This window comes from Pantoea sp. SM3 (assembly GCF_000963995.1).
GTDB lineage: Bacteria > Pseudomonadota > Gammaproteobacteria > Enterobacterales > Enterobacteriaceae > Pantoea > Pantoea rwandensis_B.
Genome location: NZ_JZRD01000013.1, coordinates 155,307 through 171,421, shown reverse-complemented (window position 1 = coordinate 171,421; position 16,115 = coordinate 155,307). Strand labels below are relative to the sequence as shown.

Sequence of the window (16,115 nt, the reverse complement as noted above, 5' to 3'; positions counted from 1 at the left end):
TAATCCTATTGGTAATCTGCAATGATTGTGGCTCGCGACGTAAAGTCACCGGCATCGGGCAACGCTGCTGGATTAGCAACAGGAACAACCGTTAAGGTGGGGGGGCGCAAAAGGTTAATGGCAATATATTGGTTTATACGCAGCGGAGAACCATTCTGCTCAACCCTTATTCCCAAACCACTTTTGTTAGTCACAACAGCGGTATTATCAAAGCTTGCTGGCGTTCCTTGCACGCTTAAACGTACGCTTCCGGTACCCGTGCAGGCCACTGAATAAGGCACGGGACGACGGTATTTATCGCCATCGATACCACGAATAATTAAGGTGTCGAAATCGATGGTAATCGTTCCGCCACTATTTATTTCGCAGGGAATAGATTCCACAAGTGTGCCCTTAAAGGTGACATCTGTTGCTTGTGCTGATGGAAGCGCCATATATAAACAAGCCAATAACATTGCCTGCTGTCCCTTAAGGCATTTGACGTATCTCATTGTTCTTCCCTATTGATACTCAACCAGCAGCGTTGACGTCGCGGTAAATGTCCCACCTGTGACAGCGCCGCTGCGATTTTTGACTAATACCGCGCTAAGTAACGGTCTTGCGGGGTCGGTGAAGTTATGCCAACTGTTAACCGCCATCTTGGTACCGTTGCTTTTTAATTCAATCGCAAGATTGGCTTTACTGGTACCCAGGACGGTGGTGTCGAATGAGGCACCGCCTCCGCGTAATTGCATTTTTAGCGCTTTTGAAGTGGCTGCTGAGCAATCAAGTACATAAGGTATTGAGCGTTCATAAATCCGGCTATCAATTCGCGAAATAATAATGTCATTGCCAAAATCAATCGGTATATCCCGATTACCATTAACGATACAGGGCGGCGCTAATACTTTGACCTTCACCGTGGCGGTGGTTGAAAATGCTTGCACAGAACCGGTCAAAGGAATAGAGGCGAGTGATATCGCCAACGCGCTGCTCAATAGCAGCGCATTTGTTCTTTTGTTTGAACGTGAATTAATCATAATTCAACCTAAAATTCACATTGGCGGAATAACTTCCGGCGCGCAGATTATCGCGTGTGCGCTCTGGAGCAATGTAATAGATCACTACGTTGCTGGCCGGTTTCAATATCAGCGGTTTACCCTTTTGCCCAAGTACGACGTTTTGGCGAAACGCATCTTTCAAGCGCAATCCCATGCCGTCTACGCCCTGTGCTTTTATCAGCTGCGGGTTCGCATCATCTTCTATTCCGGTAAAAGTGAAGGATACTGCAGGCTGAGAGGCACTCCAGACTAAGTTTCCTCTCACATCACGGTTTGCCGATGACGTGCGCAGGCAGTCATGCAAATAGAGTGCAACGGGGACTAAGTTGCCATTATCACCCGGAAGCTTTAGCTTGCCCGTGGCAATATTACCTAAGTCAACAGACTGATCGGCTGAACGCATATCCAGCCGGCAGGCGCTTTCGGTTAAAGTGCCGTGAGCACGGATGACACCGTAGTTGCCATCCACCAGGCCATCATCAAAACCTGCCTGCGCCATTGAAGAAAATAGCAATGCGCAGGACAGCAATGCGGATCCCTGAATCTTTCTACATTCCGTTACTGAATGTGCAGCGATGATTATTTTTCGCATCTGATCACTTCCCTGATTATTTTGGCGTTGCGCGTTTGCTGGTATCAACAGTGCAAACATTACCGCTGCATTTAAAAGTCAATGCGGTTTGTCCGCCGTAATCATTGACGTAAACCAATACCGGCGTTGGGCCTAACGCCGCGGCGCTCCCGCCTAATTCCGACTGACTCTTTGGTGAAACCATCAATGCATCAAATCCTTTAATAACATCGCCTTCCTTTTTCGCGCTGGCACCAATCAACGTGACGTAATAAGGCGTCGGATTGATAACGGTATATTTATCACCACTTTTACTTAGCGTAATATTTTCCTGGAATGGCGACGCATGTTGTGCCGCCGCCGCTTCTGCTAATGCAGCAGGGCGATAAAACATTTTGATGCGTGTTTGCAGGGCGATTTGTAATACATTGGGCTTATCACTTTTTGGTGGTATCTCTCGCAGGTTGAAATAAAACAGTGATTCCCGATCTTGTGGCAGTTTTTTAAAGGCTTCAGAAGAGGAGAGAGCCTGAATTTTAACCTGGCTTTCTGCTTTAGGCTCGATGCGTTGTACTGGCGGTACCACTGTTAATGGGCTGCTGTTATCCAGTTTTTCACCTTGCTCATCTTCCAGCCAGCCCTGAGCGAGATAAGGTAATTCGGTGTTTTGGTTGCTGACGGTCAAACTCACCGATTTCTCTGAGCCGGGAAAAACAACGCGCGTTCTGTCCAATGAAATGGCAGCGGAAACCGAGTGAGCAATAAAGCTCAATGCTGTTGCAGTGAAGACATTAAGTAATATTTTTCTTTTCATTATTAACCTACAAAATAAAATGACTGGTTTAAGTTTATTTATAAGCTTGCGATTTCTTCGCAAGGAAGTAATAGATTGTTCATCATGTTTTCAGGCAGACTCTTTGGCAGAGAAATTTTGCATTGCTCTGTATTATTCCAACGCACCGTCATGCTATCGCCTGCATTGATTCCGCTCAGATACACACTGCCATCATCATTAACGATGCCCGTTTCCTGGTTTTTTATATTCAGCACGGTGGCACCAAACGGCGGTGCACTGCCATCAGCCAGGCGTATCACCGCCATGGCTTTTTCACCGGAGATGACTTTGAAGTTACGATAGCCAATCGCGCCTTCCGTCAACGTACCTTGCACCACGGATTGGCTGGCTTCGACGTTATCTGCCAACTTATCGAGGTTGATTCGCACGCTGTTGCGGTAGTAGCTACTGACATCGCTCACCACAGCGTTACCGTAACGGTTGGTGTAAACCGGATTGCCATAACCGCCGACAGGCACACCGGCAACACCATCGGTATCCACTAACATCCTTGTCCCGCCCATAATATTGCTGCGATGTAATGCACCGCCTTTAGGGGTCAGGGTTGCACCACCCTGCATGGAAACACCTAAGGCGCTATATTGACCTTCGCGATAGCTGGCCGAGGTGTTTACCTGCGCCAGCGTGCCGTTATGGGTGTAGTAGCCACTCAGATCCGCGCCCTGGCGAGCCACTCCAGCACTCACCTGATATGAATCCGACTCGCCCACGCGGCTGTAGTAACTCGCACTTTGACGGTTATCCCCTTTGGCATATGAGCCGTTGTAACTCACCGTTCCGGAGGCGCCCCAGGGCAATGACAGCGACATATACATGCCGTCATCATTGGTGTTATTGAATTTGTTGCGATAAGCCGTCAGCGAAAGACTCAGGTTTCTGAAGCGGCCAAGATCGAAATATCGAGAAAGTGATAAGTCATAACGATCGTTAGCTGGCTGGTTCCAGTACGTCTGATGGTTGTAATTCAAATACGCGGTCAAATTCAGCGATTCAAATTGTTGATTCAGCGAGATGGTGTACATCTCTTTGCTGCGCCCAGCGGTGATATCACCATCCAGTGAATCCAGGTATTCGGCCATGGAGCGAAAGCCGCTATCAGAAAAGCGATAGCCAGCGAACGTCACCTGACTTCCGGTTTGATCAAAACGTTTGGCGTAACTCAGGCGATAAGACCCTCCGCGCTGCGTATCCTGAGCCGGTACCTTAGCTTGCGACATCGTGACGTCTGATGAAATGGCGCCAAATGCCAGCAGATCACGGCCCACACCAACGGAAAGGGCATTGTAATCTTCTCCGCCAATGCCGCCGCCATACAGTGACCAGCCATTACTCACCCCCCATGAAAGCTCACCGGTGGCAAACATCGGGCCATCGACACGATGCTTCCAGTCTGATGGTTTACCCACGGCGGTTTTAAAACGCACTTGTCCTGGTCGGGTGAGATAGGGAATGGTGGCAGTACTGACCTGATATTGCTTTACGCTGCCATCCTGCTCTTCAACGCGCACATCGAGATTACCGGACACCGCACTATCAAGATCCTGAATACGGTACGGACCCGCAGCGACCTGAACCTCTTTGATAATGCGGCCTTGCTGGCTGATCGTAATCCGGGCATTACTGTTTGCGACACCGCTGACTTCCGGCGCATAGCCCCGCAAGTTAGGGGGCAACATGTTGTCATCGGATACCAGACTGAATCCGGTGAAACGGAAGCTGTCAAAGATGGCCGAGCTTAGGTAATCCTCACCCATGATAAACCTGGCGCCGAGTTTGCTCAGGGCACGATAAGCGTAGAATCGGCTCCAGTCCCAGCTTTGCGTTCCTGATTCATGATTATTGCCGCTGCGGCGATCGTAGCGAGCCTGCCAATCTGCGCGTACACGCCAGGCATCAAAGTTGGCACCCGTCGTGCCGTTACCCGATAAATGAGTGCCGCTTCCGCCTCCAGCCCCGTTTTGCTGCAGAGATTGCAGGCTGAGGTTGTAGTCAAATAACGCTCCGGTAATGCCTTCTTCCCAGCGAGCAGGCGGATCCCAATAGGGGCTGCTGTACTCCAAATAAGCTTGTGGAATACTGACGAACAGCGCTGACTTGCCTAAATCACCACGAGCTTCCATACCCTTTATGCTGTCCAGGTTGAGACACTGCTGGTTATGCCACCACGTGAGGCCCACCAATGCGGTCTCTTTCAGGCCAAACTGTTCCACCATCTCCGGTGAAATGCAGGCTACGGTCTCATTAACGTCATTCTCTGCGGGATAAAAGTGAATCTGACGCTCAGGCAATGTGTTCGCATTAAGATCAATCGCGAGGGTATAGGCTCCCGGTAAAATAAAGCCCTTACGCGAAAACTGGCTTAAATCGATATTACTTCGATCTTTGAGATCAAGGACATCTGTGTTGAACTGCACATCGCTGGCAGCATTAGAGGTCGATAATTTCCCGATGAATAATGTTGTCCCAACTGCGGTGATGAAAAAAAGAGAAGCCGCATTGCGCGGAAAATGTAACAGCATGATGGCGTGCCCCGTTAGTTATAATCTATTCTGAAACGGATAGTTAATTGATGATCGCCAGCTTGTAATATTTCCTGGTTACCGACTAAGTTAAGCGTGTACTTAAGGTGCATATTCTCAACGATCAGATCGCCATCAGGAAGATGTACACCTGGCGTTGCAATGTTCCCATTAAGATCGCTTATTTTGACGGAAACTCCGCTAGCTGTTCCTGCGGTTTTAAAGTGGCCTTTGTCATTTTCACCATCAAACATGACTTTAAAGTTTTTCCAGTCTGGCTTACTGGGATCCAGGCGTGTCAGGACGCAACCAAATAAACGAATGGAGAACTCTTTTTTCGGTCCTTGCCCATCCCTTACGATTTTACTAATTGGATGGTTTCCCATATACAGGGTTTGATCGCGATCGCCAACTTCAATTGCACAAGGTGTTTCCACAATTGAACCTGACATATTTAAACGACCAAATCCTTCGTTATTTGCAAGGGCGCGATGATGGGTGAAAAGTATGCTGCACAATACCAGGAATGGGGCCGCATAGCGTAATAACAAGGGCTTCCAATACATCAATAAGCTCCAGAATACGGTACAGATTAAAAAACCTGCGACAGTCATGCCGCAGGTAAATAAATAATGCGTATTATTAGTTGTAACTCAGTACAAAATTAGTTGGAACCTGGAAAGTGCCAGGTACGATTGTGGCAAGTGCACCACCGCCCTTGACACTGGCTGCAAAGGTCAGAGTGTTTTTACCATTAATGACTGTCTGGCCCGTAGTGGCGGTATTGAGTTTAACTTTAGAGCCATCACCGGCGGTAAGAACAATCGATGCGCCACTTGCATCGCCGCCCACTAAGGCCAGGCTTTCTGCATCATGCGGGGAGGCCGTACCTGTAAAGGTCACGGAAACTTTGTCTTTAGTGCCCGGAGTCGTGATGACGCAATCTTCAAGTTCAATGTGGAAAGGCTTAGAGCTGGAGGAACCGGTATTGCTGTTGGCTGCCAGTGCCACATTTGAAATGGCTCCCAGCGAAACCGTTTGATCCAATGAACCCGGTGCAATAGAGCAAGGTGCATCAATAATTGAACCGGTAAAGGTGACTTTACCTGTGCCACCTGCAGCGTAGACAGAGGAAGCGGTAAACAGGCTTAACATAGATAAGGCAATAATACTCTTTTTCATTTAATGTCTTCCATTTGGTTTAGTACCCATATTTCTTATTATTGATAAATATGGTGTTCACTAATATTGCATCAGGCGCATGCGCGATGATTTACGCTTTTGATTTGATGAAATATTAGTATTTGCACACTGCTATCAGGTGCTCCTGGAACATGCAAATACAGATCTGCATGTTTCATTCTGCTCAGCCTTTTATTTATTTTTAGTGGCGTCGTTGGGGAGCATTATGGAGGGAGGGTTGCTTGATGAAAATAAGATTTGTTTTGTGTTGATGTAGTGAGTGAATGGGCTATTTGTCAGGGATGTATTACAAGTGAAGCAATAAGGGGGGTTCTTAGGATTTAGAATAAAAGTGAACGATGGAACCCATTGCTAAAAACTATAACATTGCGAAATGAGTGTGAGTGTGAGCAGTGTCATAATTATTACGAGAGCAATTAATTATTATTGCTAATAAAATTAAAACATCTTCATCTGCTGAATCTTAACAGGAATGCCCGCACCAATACCCAGTGCGGGCAGAATTGCTGTTATCGGCTCAACACCTGCGCACCGGCGTTTTTCTCCAGCCGCCAGACATCGAACAGAGACATCAACACCAACAAAGCCACACCCGCGAAAGCGATACGAATATCGCTCTGTTGAATGGTGGCATGCTCCTGCCACAGCATCGAACCTCGCAAGAACAGAGCGGCTAATGCAATGCCGGCGCTCATGCTGAACTGGAAGAAGATGCTGAACACCACGGAGGCATCACTCATTTTGGTTTGCGGTACATCGGCAAAGCCTAAACTGTTGTAGCAGCTGAACTGAAGCGAGCGCGATAACCCGCCAATAAAAAGAATGGCAGCAATCGCGAAATAGCCAAGGGAAGGACTGAGCAGCAAGCAGCCCAGCATCGCTGCCAGACTGATGACGCCATTAACCATCAATACCTGGCGGAAACCAAAGCGTTTCATCAGCCAGGTGGTGGCCGGTTTCATTGCCAGATTCCCGGCAAACACCCACAGCACCATGGCACCCGCTTGTGCCGCGCTCCAGCCGAATCCTAATTGGAACAAAAGCGGCAGAAGAAAGGGCACAGCGTTGATTGACGCGCGGAAAAACGAACCCCCTAACACCGCGTTGCGGAAGGTGTTAATGGTGAGCGCGTTAAAAGGCAGCAATGGTTGCGGACAGCTAAAGCTGTGACGATAGGCCATAACGCTACTCAGCATCCCGACCAACAGCAGCGGAATTCCGAGGCTGAGATGCATTTGACCGAGTGCTTCCAGCGCGATGATCAACGCCGTACAGGCGGTGGCCGTGAGGACGAAACCCCGCACATCAAAGGGGCGTAACTGCTCTGCTTTGAACTGCGGCACCAGATAGCTGGTAGCGATAATGGCGAGGATGCCAAGAGGAATATTCAGCCAGAAGATCCATGGCCAATGTCCGTAGGTGACAATCAACCCACCCAGCGGCGGACCGAGTACGGGGGCGATCAATCCTGGCCAGGTAATAAAGGCGATGGTTTTCACCATGTCTTTCTTTTCGGTGACGCGCAGCACCACCATGCGCCCCACTGGCACCATCATCGCGCCGCCGATGCCCTGCAAAATACGGCTCAGGGTGAACATCGTTAAGGTGTCGCTGAGGCCGCACAGCACGGAGGCGAGGGTAAAGATCAAAATGGCGCAGGCAAACACGGTACGTGCGCCGAAGCGCTCCGCCAACCAGCCGCTCATGGGAATACCCACGGCGACAGCCAGTAAATAGGCACTGACTCCCACATTCAGCGCCACCGGGCTTGCCGTAAAATCCCGCGCCATTTGTGGGATCGCGGTGGTAATCACCGTGGCGTCGAGGTTTTCCATAAAGAAGGTCACTGCGACCAGCAGTGCCAGCAGCATTGTGTGATTCGATTTAATGCCACTTTGTGTCATAACGTCATACCCTGGTCTTCCTTGATTCGTGAGGATGCTGGAGTGTTAGTTTTGAGCACAACTATTTCACATGCAAGGTACACGTATAGAAAAACCCGGCGATAGCCGGGTTGTGGGAGGTGACTATGTAAGTGCGAATTAGCACATCTTTAACGTTAGGGAAGATTTATCACAATGGTACCGCTGCCGCTTTTGTCTCCCGCAGTAGGATTGGTCGCTTTAAGCGTGGAAGCCACTCTATGGCTTGAAGTGCCGCTGGGGAGTGAAATCCCTCCAGAGCTTCGGCCATCAAATGTAAGGGTTGATGTCACGCCACCACCTAAGTTGATAGTGCCCCCCAAACTGCTGATCGTGGCTGAAGTCGCGCGGTTGCAGTACACGTTGATATTGACGCCGTCCTGTTTCCCATTGACCTGTCCAGCCTGCAGTGTGCCGTGGTCTATGTTGGGAGAACCTGAGAAGGAGCAACTGGTTGGGACGGGGGGAACAGAGATAGTCCGGCATGAAGTACCAGGCTGATTTCTATATTGCGCACCCATGTTGTTTGTTGCCCCGCCAACACATACAGAATAAGGTCCTGGCCCAAATCCGGAAAACGAAGAATTAAATGAACCGTTAGCAGGATAGTTATTTTGAAAGACAATATTCGCATTTGACCATGTGTCGGTCGGGGGGGTACCGCCACTTCCACCACTAAGCACTATTCGAGCCGGTCTTTCTACTGCACCTGTCGCATCTAATACCCAAATACCGAATTGACAATAACGCGTTGCACATCCTATGGATGCTGTAGAGTTGCTGCCCGACGAAGTGTAACTAATTTCTATGATATTTGTTCCCGCTGGAACATTCGCTCGCGTGATGGTGATGACTGCATTTGCGGTGTTTGACAGGAGTAAAAAAATAAAGGTGGTAAGTAAATATAGTAATTTCATGTTATTCCTGGTGAAAGGATTTATTTGAAGGAAGGATGTGAATGGGTGATGTTGAGTTTTCTTACTGTGATAATCTCAAATTATTATTATCTATTTTAATTGTTAACTTGATTTATATAAGTCAGTTTGGGATAGGTTTGTAGTAATGTTCTGCTGCTAACCATGTAATAAATCCCCTACGAATAAATTACATATACTCATCAGGGCTGATTTTTATATTAATGAATGAGGGTCGATTTTTAGTTGACATCGGATAGTGTTATGTGCGGATTATTTTTTATTCTATTGGATATGAAATGAGCGTTTACGCCTTCAACTCAGGCGTAAACGCATCACATCTTACTGCTTATCCGCAGACAGCGACTCGCGTACCTTCTTCACCTCTTTTGCCGAAACCGCCGGCGCATCATTGCTCCAGCCGCTGCGGACAAACGTAGCCAGTTGCGCGACTTGCTCATCACTCAGACGTTCTGAGAAGCCCGGCATCGCCATCACAGAAGGCGCTTTCGGCGTAGACGGGGTCTGCGCGCCCTGCAGGATAATGTTGATGAGGCCGGTAGGATTATCTGCTGTCACAATGTCGCCGCCATTCAGGCGCGGAAAGATACCTTTCGCCCCGTTGCCATCGGTCCAGTGACAAGCTTCGCAGTTGTTCATGTACAACATCTGGCCCGCGTTCAGATTATGTCCCTGCGTCAGGAAGTCAGCGGTTTTCTGCGTTTCCAGATCGACAGCAGCACGACGGTTTTTCACCGGCACATCCGCAGGCAATGATTTAAGGTAGCGGGCAATTGCCTGCAAATCCGCATCGTTCATATGCTGCATACTGTGCTCCACCACACCCGTCATTTCGCCGCCGACGGAAGCAAAGTCGTTACGCCCGGTTGCCAGATAGTCGGTGATATCCTTCACGCTCCAGGTCGGCATGCCGCGCAGAGCAGGCACCGGCCAGCCGTTGAGTTCGCCACCTGCCAGATAATGCGAGTTGGATTCGTTGAGCGCTTTTTCCTGCATGCCGATACCGCGCGGCGTGTGGCAACTGCCGCAGTGACCCAGGGTCTCCACCAGATACTTGCCGCGATTCAGTTCTTCAGGTGCCGTTGACAGAGGAGTAAAAGGCTTATCTTCGGTAAACGCTTTATTCCAGAACCACATACCCCAGCGCTGGCTGAACGGGAACATCAGCGAGGTTTCCGGTGCTTTTTCCGCTACCGGCTGCACTCCCTTCATAAAGTAGAAATACAGCGCATGGATATCTGCATCGGTGACGCCACGGTAGTCGGGATAGGGCATGGCCGGATAGAGATTTTTACCATCGCGGCGCACGCCTTTGCGCACGGCATCGGCAAACTCCTGCTCGGTGTATTCACCAATACCCGCCTTAGGATCCGGGGAGATATTGGTGGAATAAATCACGCCCATTGGGCTGGCAATCGCCAAACCGCCGCCGAAGTCTTTCCCTCCGGCCACGGTGTGGCAGGCGGTACAGTCACCGGCGCGCGCCAGATATTCACCCTGGGCAATGAGTGCCGCGTCGGATTGATCTGCCGCCTGCGCGGCGCTGCTCAACAACCCGGCAATCAGCAGATAACGCAGTTTTAGTTTCATGGTTATCTCCTTATGCCTGCACCAGCGGACCGGGGTTATTCAGATACTGTTCGCGAATCGCTTTCGCGGACCAGTAAGCCAGGCCTGCCACCATCGCAGAAGGGTTGGCGTAGAAGTTTTGCGGGAAGGCGTTGGCACCCATCACGAAGACGTTGTGAACATCCCAGCTTTGCAGATAGCGGTTGAGCGCCGAGGTGCGCGGGTTGTCACCCATGATGGCGCCACCCGCGTTGTGGGTGTTGACGTAGTTGGGTGAACTGGCGAAGTGGCTGTCCATTTTCAGGATGTTGTGCGAATACTCACTCGGATTGAGATGCTTAGTGATCGCTTCCATCTTCTCTTTCATGAACTGCAGCATGCGCAGGTCGTTCTGCACGTAGTCGTAGGTCACGCGCAGCAGCGGCATACCGAAACGGTCTTTATAAACCGGGTCGAGATCGAGGTAGTTGCCGCGCGTCGCCATATTGCTGCCTTCAAGCTTGATACCCATAGAGTGGCCGTAACTGCGCTTCAGTCCTTTCTTCCAGCCACTGCCCCAGGCGGGCGCGTCTTTGCGCACCGGGGCGGCCATTGGCGTACCGGTGGGCTGCGAGCTGTAAATTTTGGCGCCGCCGATAAAGCCCAGCGCGGCGGTATCAATATTGCCGGTGCCAAAATCGCTGATCACCGTACCGGTCGGTCCGGCGGTGGCGAACGGGTTGAATTCGAGATCGTCAAAGAACAGCGTAAAGCCACCGCCGTACTGGTGGGTGTAGTTACGGCCAATCACGCCCTCCTCCGTAATCGGGTTGTAGGGCTTGCCGATTGAGGAGTTGAGCAGCAGACGCACGTTATTCAGGCCGAAAGTCGAGAGGATCACGATACTGGCCGGCTGGAAGATTTCGTCGCCGTTTTCGTCGATATAGGTTACGCCCGTCGCGGTTTTGCCATCCGCATGTTTCTCCACGCGAATCACGTTGGCACGGGTTTTATAATCGAAGTTTTTGAACTGCTTCAGACGGTCAAGGATCGCCGTTTGTGGTGAGGCTTTGGAGTAGTTGAGGCACGAGTAAAACTGGCAGAAGCCGCAATAGTTACAAGGCGCAATCTGCTGGCCATAGGGGTTGGTATAGGGCACCGACACCGCCGCGGAGGGCATAGAGTAGGGGTGATAGCCCATCTCCTGCGTGGCCTTGCGGAACATCGTGGCGTTAAGGCTGTCTTCCAGCGGTCGGTTAGGGAAGGCGCTGGAACGCGCACCCTCAAAGGGATCGCCGCCTTGCTGGATCTCACCACGCAGGTTGCCGGTTTCGCCAGAAGAGCCACAAACTTTATCGAAGAAATCCATGTGCGGTTCAATCTCTTCCCAGCTCACCGGAAAATCTTCGATACGCAGTTCTTCATCCAGTTCGCCGCGTTCGAAATGGGCATCGGCGTAGGTTTTCATTTTCAAATCGACCGGCGTCGGGCGGGTAATCATCCCCGTCCAGTGCAGTCCGGCACCGCCCACGCCATCACCAAGACGGAAAGCACCCAGCTCGCGCATCGGCAGTGCGGTTTCCGCTGCGTTATGGCGGATGGTGAAAGCGGCATCATGTGGGCTCTGCATGATTTTATGGCGTTTGGTGAAGGCCAGTTCATCTGCGGGTTTTGGATAGGCATAGTCGCTGTTAAGACGATCTTCTCCGCGCTCCAGCGCGCGCACTTTTAATCCGGCCTGCGCCAGCTCAATTCCCATAATTGAGCCCGCCCAGCCGAGGCCCACGATGATGACATCAACGTGGTCGTTGGTTTTTTTCATTTATTTTTCCAGCAAGAATCAGGCTTGTTCGCCGCTCAGTGACACCGGGCCAAGGGGATATTTAATATTGTGGATTTTGATCCACTGCGGATAACTGGCACGCGCACCGGGGAAATTAATCATTTTCCACGCCGCCATGTTTTTATTTCCGCCATATTGCGGATCGGCCAGATAGCCTTCTTTGGTATTTTCCAGCAGGCGGGTAAAGAAATAGCCAGCGTTGAGGTCGGCCTCGCCAAACTGTGAAAAATCCACCGTGTTTTTTTGCAGGTCGGTGAGCACGTTGTCTCTGACTTTTGCCGGTAAATCGCTGAAGTTTTGGTTGTACTTCATGCGGGTGTACTGGTTGGTCAGCGCAATGCCCTTGCGATACAGCACCTGTAACGGGAACGGCATCTGGTAGCCAAATAGCTTGCTGGCGTGGCTGTCAAACGGGCCGTCCATGTACCAGTCATCGCCTTTGCCGTAAGGCGTGAGCATCTGCTTATCAATAAAGACCGGCACGTGTGTATCCAGTGCGCCAGGACCTTCGTGGTCTGAGGGGATCAGGCGATCGCAGGCGGCCATGATGAATTTCCACTCATCGGCAGAAAAGAATTCGGGCTGGTAGCGATCTAATTCATCAGCGGGGCTGGGCACGGCGGCAAATACCGAACTGACGCCGCCTTTCATGCCCAGTGTGGCAATACCAATTAACGAACCTATGATAAAAGGCCGTCGTCCAATGCGACATGTTTCATCTGCCATGGATATGTGTTTCTCATTATGGTGTTGATAATGGTGAAGCAGCCTGGTGTGTTATTTCGGGTGAAATGAGTGCTGCATTTAACCTGGTGAATAATGTTATTGGCTTGTAACGGCGCATAGTATGCACTTCCCGTTACGCTTATCATTAGCGCTGGTTTATATAAACTATTTGAATAATCCAATTTAAATAAATTTATTGTTATTCATGTAGTTAAGCCTGTTATCAAATAATTCGGTTACAGATTGTTATGTTTTGAGATCTTTGAGACATATTTATGCTGAGTAAATGATCAATAAAATAGGCTGGGCGAATTAACAACTGGTTAATTAATGCATTATTTTGTGGCGGGCTGTCAGTGAGCCGCTGCGCATGAATGCGCACCTTACGAAAAGCGCGCACGTTCCTTGAACGAGTGTCATTCATGGTGACCGGAAAGCGTGCACGTCATCGTAGGGTTGCCATTTATGGCGACCGGAAAGCGTGCACGTCATCGTAAGGTTGCCATTCATGGCGACCGAAAAGTGCTTAGGTGACTCGAATGATCTGGCTTGTTGCGCCGCCACCGCCTGGTTTTCACGACGGTAGCGGCGATATCAGGCTATCAATATGGCGCGAATATCATTCACATTGGTGAGCGTCGGGCCCGTGATCACTAAATCCCCGGTGGAGTGAAAATAGCTGTAGCTGTCATGGGCATCCAGGTAGGCCGAGGCACTCAGGCCATTGATCTTGCCGCGCGCCAGCGTATCGGGATACACCATTGCACCCGCCGCATCTTCGGTGCCATCGATACCATCGGTATCACCCGCCACCGCCCAGATGCCACTTTCACCCTGCAATGCGCAGGCCAGACTGAGCAGAAACTCGGTATTGCGTCCGCCTTTGCCCGCCCGCCCGTTTGCCACAGTGACCGTGGTTTCGCCGCCGGAAAGCAGCACAGCGGGCCCGACAACGGGATGACCGTACTGTTTTACCGATCGGGCAATACCGGCCATCACTACCGCCACTTCACGGCTTTCCCCTTCAATGGCATCGCCGAGAATCAAGGGGGTCAGTCCATGCGCGCGGGCGGTCAACGCTGCTGCCTGCAACGCGAGCGCAGGTGCCGCAATCAGCCTGACCTCACTGTTTGCGGCATTTTCCACAGGACGGGTCGGCTGGTTCAGCACCTTACGCACCGTTTCCGATACCGCAATGCCATAGCGCTCCAACACCCTGAGCGCATCGCGTGGCGTACTCTGGTCGGCAACGGTAGGGCCAGAAGCCACATCCGTCGGGTTATCACCCGGCACATCGCTGATAATCAGTGACACGATGCGCGCCGGTTGGGCCAGCGCCGCCAGCTTGCCGCCTTTCACCGCCGAGAGATGACGGCGAACCAGATTCATCTCTTTGATGTTGGCGCCGCTGTGCAGCAGGGCGCGGGTAATCGTCTGCTTATCGGCCAGCGTTAATCCCGGTGCGGGCAGCGCCATCAGCGCCGATCCTCCACCAGAAATCAGCGCCAGCACCAAATCATCCGGGGTTAACCCGCGCAGCGTCTCCACAATCAGCATCGCGGCGGTTTCGCTCATGGCATCAGACACCGGATGTGCTGCCTCAAGAATACGGATGCGGCCCGCGGGCACGGCATGGCCGTAACGCGTCACCACCACGCCCGAGACATCCACATCTGGCCAGGCCGCATCCACCGCTGCCGCCATCGCAGCGGAGGCTTTACCGGCACCGATCACCACGCAACGTCCGCGTGGCTTTTCCGGCAGGTTGGGGGGGATCACCGGTCCGGCGCGGGCGCTGTCGACAGCGTGCTGAAAGATATCGCGCAGGATCTCTGCGGCCTGTTCATTTCTCATGATTATGCGGTCTCGGCGACGTTGGCTTTGGCTTCGATGAATTGCACGACGGCACGCGTCACGTCAGCGGTATTGGCGGTACCGCCGACATCCGGCGTCAGAATGCCCTGTTCGCACACATACTCAATGCCTTCCATGATCAGCGCAGCCGCATCAGGTTCGCCGAGGTGCTCCAGCATCTGCACCGCAGTCCAGAAGGTGGCAATCGGGTTGGCGATGCCTTTGCCGGTGATATCAAACGCCGAGCCATGAATCGGTTCAAACATGGAAGGGAAACGGCGTTGTGGATCGACATTGGCGGTCGGTGCCACGCCCAGACTGCCCGCCAACGCACCGGCCAGATCGGAGAGGATGTCGGCGTGTAGGTTAGTGGCGACAATGGTGTCCAGCGTCTGCGGGTGCAGCGTCATGCGGTGCGTCATCGCATCGACCAGCATTTTGTCCCACTGCACATCCGGGAACTCCAGCGCCACTTCAGCGGCAATCTCATCCCACATCACCATGCCGTGACGCTGGGCGTTAGATTTGGTCACTACGGTCAGCAGTTTGCGTGGACGTGACTGTGCCAGTTTAAAGGCATAACGCATGATGCGGGTGACTCCAACGCGGGTGAAGATCGCCACTTCGGTGCCCACTTCTTCCGGCAAGCCACGGTGCGCACGACCGCCGTTACCGGAATATTCACCTTCTGAGTTCTCACGCACGATGACCCAATCCAGATCGCCTGGACCACGGTTGCGCAGCGGCGAGGTGACGCCCGGCAGAATTTTGGTTGGACGCACGTTGGCGTACTGGTCGAAGCCCTGGCAAATCGGCAGACGCAGGCCCCACAGCGTAATGTGGTCAGGCACATCCGGTGCACCTACCGCGCCGAAGTAAATCGCATCGAATTTTTTCAGCGTGTTCAGGCCATCTTCCGGCATCATCACGCCATGTTTTTTGTAGTAGTCCGAACCCCAGTCAAACGTTTGCACATCGAACTTCAACTGTGGATTTTGACGCGTCAGCGCATGCAGCACTTCCACGCCCGCTGAAATCACTTCCGGGCCGATACCGTCGGCAGGAATCGCGGCAATTTTGTAGTTACGCATAGTTACT

The 16,115-nt window shown here is 51.6% G+C and carries 14 protein-coding genes; all 14 read right to left on the bottom strand.

What is annotated here, in order from left to right; translation table 11 throughout:
• Positions 1-5: 5 nt before the first annotated feature.
• Complete coding sequence (locus tag VI01_RS08240) at positions 6-491, bottom strand: fimbrial protein (RefSeq protein WP_045814757.1); 486 nt, start codon at positions 489-491, stop codon at positions 6-8.
• A gap of 9 nt (positions 492-500) precedes the next feature.
• Complete coding sequence (locus tag VI01_RS08235; RefSeq protein ID WP_052696987.1) at positions 501-1,019, bottom strand: fimbrial protein; 519 nt, start codon at positions 1,017-1,019, stop codon at positions 501-503.
• Complete coding sequence (locus tag VI01_RS08230) at positions 1,012-1,692, bottom strand: fimbrial protein (RefSeq protein ID WP_231638480.1); 681 nt, start codon at positions 1,690-1,692, stop codon at positions 1,012-1,014. Before VI01_RS08230 ends, VI01_RS08235 begins: the two co-directional genes overlap by 8 nt.
• Positions 1,649-2,425 carry a fimbria/pilus periplasmic chaperone gene (locus tag VI01_RS08225; RefSeq protein WP_045814755.1) on the bottom strand — a complete coding sequence of 259 codons (777 nt, stop codon included), beginning with the start codon at positions 2,423-2,425 and terminating at the stop codon, positions 1,649-1,651. The genes VI01_RS08230 and VI01_RS08225 overlap by 44 nt, the downstream gene beginning before the upstream one ends.
• A 38-nt stretch (positions 2,426-2,463) precedes the next feature.
• Positions 2,464-4,986: an outer membrane usher protein gene (locus VI01_RS08220; RefSeq protein WP_052696985.1), complete on the bottom strand. Its 2,523-nt coding sequence runs from the start codon at positions 4,984-4,986 to the stop codon at positions 2,464-2,466.
• A 14-nt stretch (positions 4,987-5,000) separates the two neighbouring features.
• Positions 5,001-5,552, bottom strand: a complete 552-nt coding sequence (locus VI01_RS08215) for a fimbrial protein (RefSeq protein WP_045814754.1) — start codon at positions 5,550-5,552, stop codon at positions 5,001-5,003.
• A 76-nt stretch (positions 5,553-5,628) separates the two neighbouring features.
• Positions 5,629-6,168, bottom strand: a complete 540-nt coding sequence (locus VI01_RS08210; protein ID WP_045814753.1) for a fimbrial protein — start codon at positions 6,166-6,168, stop codon at positions 5,629-5,631.
• Positions 6,169-6,698: 530 nt separating this feature from the next.
• A complete protein-coding gene (locus VI01_RS08205) occupies positions 6,699-8,093 on the bottom strand; it encodes an MFS transporter (RefSeq protein ID WP_045814752.1) in 1,395 nt (464 codons plus the stop codon).
• A gap of 155 nt (positions 8,094-8,248) precedes the next feature.
• Positions 8,249-9,028 carry a hypothetical protein gene (locus VI01_RS25350; protein ID WP_156149344.1) on the bottom strand — a complete coding sequence of 260 codons (780 nt, stop codon included), beginning with the start codon at positions 9,026-9,028 and terminating at the stop codon, positions 8,249-8,251.
• 339 nt (positions 9,029-9,367) lie between these two features.
• Entirely contained in the window at positions 9,368-10,636 is a 1,269-nt protein-coding gene (locus VI01_RS08200; protein WP_045814751.1) for a cytochrome c, read from the bottom strand.
• 10 nt (positions 10,637-10,646) lie between these two features.
• Positions 10,647-12,416, bottom strand: a complete 1,770-nt coding sequence (locus tag VI01_RS08195; protein ID WP_045814750.1) for a GMC family oxidoreductase — start codon at positions 12,414-12,416, stop codon at positions 10,647-10,649.
• 18 nt (positions 12,417-12,434) lie between these two features.
• Positions 12,435-13,163: a gluconate 2-dehydrogenase subunit 3 family protein gene (locus VI01_RS08190; protein ID WP_045814749.1), complete on the bottom strand. Its 729-nt coding sequence runs from the start codon at positions 13,161-13,163 to the stop codon at positions 12,435-12,437.
• Positions 13,164-13,757: 594 nt separating this feature from the next.
• The gene (locus VI01_RS08185) at positions 13,758-15,017 is read right to left on the bottom strand and encodes a glycerate kinase (protein ID WP_045814748.1); all 1,260 of its coding nucleotides are present in this window, start codon (positions 15,015-15,017) and stop codon (positions 13,758-13,760) included.
• A gap of 2 nt (positions 15,018-15,019) precedes the next feature.
• Entirely contained in the window at positions 15,020-16,108 is a 1,089-nt protein-coding gene (locus VI01_RS08180; RefSeq protein WP_045814747.1) for a tartrate dehydrogenase, read from the bottom strand.
• Positions 16,109-16,115: the final 7 nt, after the last annotated feature.

Coding starts and splice junctions, on each gene's coding strand:
- VI01_RS08185 (WP_045814748.1), bottom strand. CDS start 15,017: ATGAGAAATGAACAGGCCGCAGAGATCCTGCGCGATATCTTTCAGCAC.
- VI01_RS08180 (WP_045814747.1), bottom strand. CDS start 16,108: ATGCGTAACTACAAAATTGCCGCGATTCCTGCCGACGGTATCGGCCCG.
- VI01_RS08240 (WP_045814757.1), bottom strand. CDS start 491: ATGAGATACGTCAAATGCCTTAAGGGACAGCAGGCAATGTTATTGGCT.
- VI01_RS08220 (WP_052696985.1), bottom strand. CDS start 4,986: ATGCTGTTACATTTTCCGCGCAATGCGGCTTCTCTTTTTTTCATCACC.
- VI01_RS08230 (WP_231638480.1), bottom strand. CDS start 1,692: ATGTTTGCACTGTTGATACCAGCAAACGCGCAACGCCAAAATAATCAG.
- VI01_RS08195 (WP_045814750.1), bottom strand. CDS start 12,416: ATGAAAAAAACCAACGACCACGTTGATGTCATCATCGTGGGCCTCGGC.
- VI01_RS08190 (WP_045814749.1), bottom strand. CDS start 13,163: ATGGCAGATGAAACATGTCGCATTGGACGACGGCCTTTTATCATAGGT.
- VI01_RS25350 (WP_156149344.1), bottom strand. CDS start 9,028: ATGAAATTACTATATTTACTTACCACCTTTATTTTTTTACTCCTGTCA.
- VI01_RS08225 (WP_045814755.1), bottom strand. CDS start 2,425: ATGAAAAGAAAAATATTACTTAATGTCTTCACTGCAACAGCATTGAGC.
- VI01_RS08235 (WP_052696987.1), bottom strand. CDS start 1,019: ATGATTAATTCACGTTCAAACAAAAGAACAAATGCGCTGCTATTGAGC.
- VI01_RS08215 (WP_045814754.1), bottom strand. CDS start 5,552: ATGTATTGGAAGCCCTTGTTATTACGCTATGCGGCCCCATTCCTGGTA.
- VI01_RS08205 (WP_045814752.1), bottom strand. CDS start 8,093: ATGACACAAAGTGGCATTAAATCGAATCACACAATGCTGCTGGCACTG.
- VI01_RS08200 (WP_045814751.1), bottom strand. CDS start 10,636: ATGAAACTAAAACTGCGTTATCTGCTGATTGCCGGGTTGTTGAGCAGC.
- VI01_RS08210 (WP_045814753.1), bottom strand. CDS start 6,168: ATGAAAAAGAGTATTATTGCCTTATCTATGTTAAGCCTGTTTACCGCT.